This is a genomic window from Mycobacterium sp., assembly GCF_035570115.1.
Taxonomy (GTDB): Bacteria; Actinomycetota; Actinomycetes; order Mycobacteriales; family Mycobacteriaceae; genus Mycobacterium.
In genome coordinates, this window is sequence record NZ_DATMLH010000306.1 from 1 (window position 1) to 2,997 (window position 2,997).

3 protein-coding genes and 1 pseudogene are annotated in these 2,997 nt (G+C 68.2%); all 4 read left to right on the forward strand.

Features of this window, described 5'->3' with window-relative positions:
• A partial coding sequence (locus VNW74_RS29050; protein WP_325683344.1) for a flavin monoamine oxidase family protein occupies positions 1–810 on the forward strand: 810 nt, incomplete at its 5' end.
• Between the two features lie 128 nt (positions 811–938).
• Entirely contained in the window at positions 939–1,637 is a 699-nt protein-coding gene (locus VNW74_RS29055; protein WP_325683346.1) for an NAD(P)-dependent oxidoreductase, read from the forward strand.
• Positions 1,638–1,684: 47 nt separating this feature from the next.
• Positions 1,685–2,581, forward strand: a complete 897-nt coding sequence (locus tag VNW74_RS29060) for a sigma-70 family RNA polymerase sigma factor (protein WP_325683348.1) — start codon at positions 1,685–1,687, stop codon at positions 2,579–2,581.
• A gap of 34 nt (positions 2,582–2,615) precedes the next feature.
• Positions 2,616–2,997: pseudogene (locus tag VNW74_RS29065) on the forward strand (hypothetical protein); the annotation flags it as partial.

The window sequence follows — 2,997 nt, forward strand, 5'->3', positions numbered from 1 at the left end:
CTGCACTCAGGTGCGCCCAGGCCCGGCGTCGCGCGGATCGCGCGCGACCGCGACGGCCTGCTCGCGGTCACTGACGCCTGGGGTGACACCCGCCGGTACTCCGCGGTGCTGGTGACATGCCAGGGCTGGCTGCTCACCACCCAGATCGAGTGCGAGGAAAGCCTGTTCGCCTCGAAGCTCTGGACGGCCCTGGACCGCACGCGCTACATGCAGTCCTCCAAGACCTTCGTGATGGTCGACCGGCCGTTCTGGAAAGACACAGATCCGCGCACCGGCCGGGACGTCATGAGCATGACGCTGACCGACCGGCTGACCCGTGGCACCTATCTGTTCGATAACGGTGACGACCAGCCGGGCGTGATCTGCCTGACGTACTCCTGGATGAGCGACGCGCTGAAGATGCTACCCGAGCCGGTCGACCGCCGGGTCCGGCTCTCGCTCAATGCCCTGAGCAAGATCTACCCGGATGTCGACATCGCCAGCCACATCGTCGGTGACCCGATCACGGTGTCCTGGGAGGCCGACCGGCACTTCCTGGGGGCGTTCAAGGGAGCGCTGCCCGGGCACTACCGGTACAACCAGCGCATGTACGCCCATTTCATGCAGGATCACATGCCGCCGGAACAGCGGGGCATCTTCATCGCCGGGGACGACGTCTCCTGGACACCCGCGTGGGTGGAGGGCGCGGTCCAGACCTCGCTGAACGCGGTCTGGGGGATCTTGCATCACCTAGGCGGCCGAACCCATCCGGACAATCCCGGACCCGGGGACGTGTTCGCCGACATCGGGCCGATCGAGCTGCCCGACTGAACCGCAACCGGACGGATCTGGGGCGGAGGTTCCGCGGAGCAATGTCACACTCCTGGCGATGGTGGCGTCCTTCTTGATGTAGCCACCTCGGACGCATGTCCGGGGGGCTCGTCGAAGGGAACGAACCGATGAAGCTGGCAGTGTTCGGTGCTAATGGCCCGACCGGGCGACTCCTCACCCAGCTGGCGCTCGACGAGGACCACGACGTGGTCGCCTTCACCCGCCGCCCTGACGCCTTCCCGATCGAGCATCGGCGCCTCAAGCTTGCCGCCGGAGATGTCCACGACGCGGCCGCCGTCGCTGCGGTCATCGACGGGACCAACGCCGTGCTGTCCACCCTCGGCGCGCCCTTCGCCAAGACCCCGGTCAGCGTCTACTCGCACGGCGTCGCCAACATCATCGCCGGCATGCACGCAGCTGGCATCAAGCGGCTCGCGTGCGTCAGCTCCAGTGCGGTGGGCCCGCACCCCGAGCCGCTCGGCGGCTTCATCTTCGAGAAGATCATGCAGCCCTACGTCGTCAACAAGCTCGGCAGGACTGTCTATGACGACATGCGCCGGATGGAAGCGATCGTGGCCGACAGCGACCTCGCCTGGACGATCGTGCGCCCTTCAGGACTGTTCGAGGCGCCGGCCGTTTCGGCGTACGGTGTCGCAATCGACCACATCGGGCATCGGTTCACCGCCCGGATCGACTTGGCCGATTGCCTGTTGCGCCAAGCACTCAACGACACCTACGTCCGCTCGACTATCGCCGTGGCGACACCGAGCGCCCGGCCGTCAATGCTGAAATTGATCTGGCAGGAAGGCATCCGCAAGAAGTCATAAGTTCCCGCCACAGTCTTCATCCGCCAGCTGACACGATGAGAACAGCGATGGAACGACCTGACCACGCCACGTCCGGCGCCGACAATCCGGTGTTCACCGCGCTGTGGGAGGCGCACCGCCGACGGATGCTCGACCTCGCCTTTCGCATGCTGCTTAACCTTCCCGACGCCGAGGACGTGGTGCAGGAAGCGTTCACCCGCCTGGCCCGCACGAACATCGCCGACATCGACGATCCCGAGGGGTGGCTGGTGGTCGTCACCAGCAGGCTGTGTCTTGACAGACTCCGCACCCAACGGCGGCGCCCCACCGATGCGCTGGACCTCGCCGGCGATCCCTTCGACCCGCACGCACTCGATCCGTCAAGTCAGGTCACACTCGTCGACAACGTGACCATCGCGCTGCATGCCCTCCTCGAACGCCTGAGTCCGGCGGAGCGGACCTCGTTCGTGCTGCACGACGTGTTTCAGTACTCGTTCGAAGAAGTCGCGATCGTCGTCGGGCGCAGCCCGGAGTCGTGCCGTCAGCTGGCCAGCAGGGCCCGCCGGAGGGTGCAGGCCGAATCGGCGACCGGCCGGTTCCCCGTGGACTCCGCGCTGCACCGGCAGGTCAGCGAGCGATTCATCGAGGCCTGCACGGGCGGTGACCTGGAAGATTTGCTGACGTTGCTCGATCCGGCCGTCGACGGGGCCAGCGACGTCGTTCCCGCCGTGCTGACCGGCGCCGCCAAGGTCGCCCCGGGAATAATGCGCTACCTCGGCCCGCCGGCCTCCCCTGCGCTGTTGCACCTGCCCGTCGGTGACCGGATCGGCATCGTCGCCATGCGCGATCGTCGAGTGCTGGCGCTCGTCCTGCTGACGATCGACAACGGTCTTGTCGTCCACGTCGACGCGCTGGCGGGACAGGGTCCCCGCGCCGCGGTGAGCACCGCGCTCGGACTGCGCTGAGCCACGTCCTTGCGGTTCGCGTTAGGGTTTGCGCATGCCTATTGCCGACTCGGTGCTCATCGCCGCCGTCGCGGCGCAGCGGGCCGCGATCGCCGACACCGTCGCGTTCGTGCACGCGCATCCCGAGCTCGCGCACGAGGAGCACCTGTGCTCGGCCCACCTGGCCGGGCGTCTGGGCGACGCGGACCTGCGCATCGAGCCGGACGTGGCCGGGCTCGGCACCGCGTTCCGCGCGGCGCTCGCGGGCGGGCGGCCCGGCCGCCGCGTCGGCATCGCCGTGCTCTACGACGCGGTCGCTGCCATGCGGGAGGACGGCTCGACCGAGGCGGTCCACTCCTGCGGCCATGGCCCGATTGCCGGCGCGGTCGTGGGCGCCGCGCTGGCCCTAGCGCCGCTGCGGGAGCAACTGGCCGGCG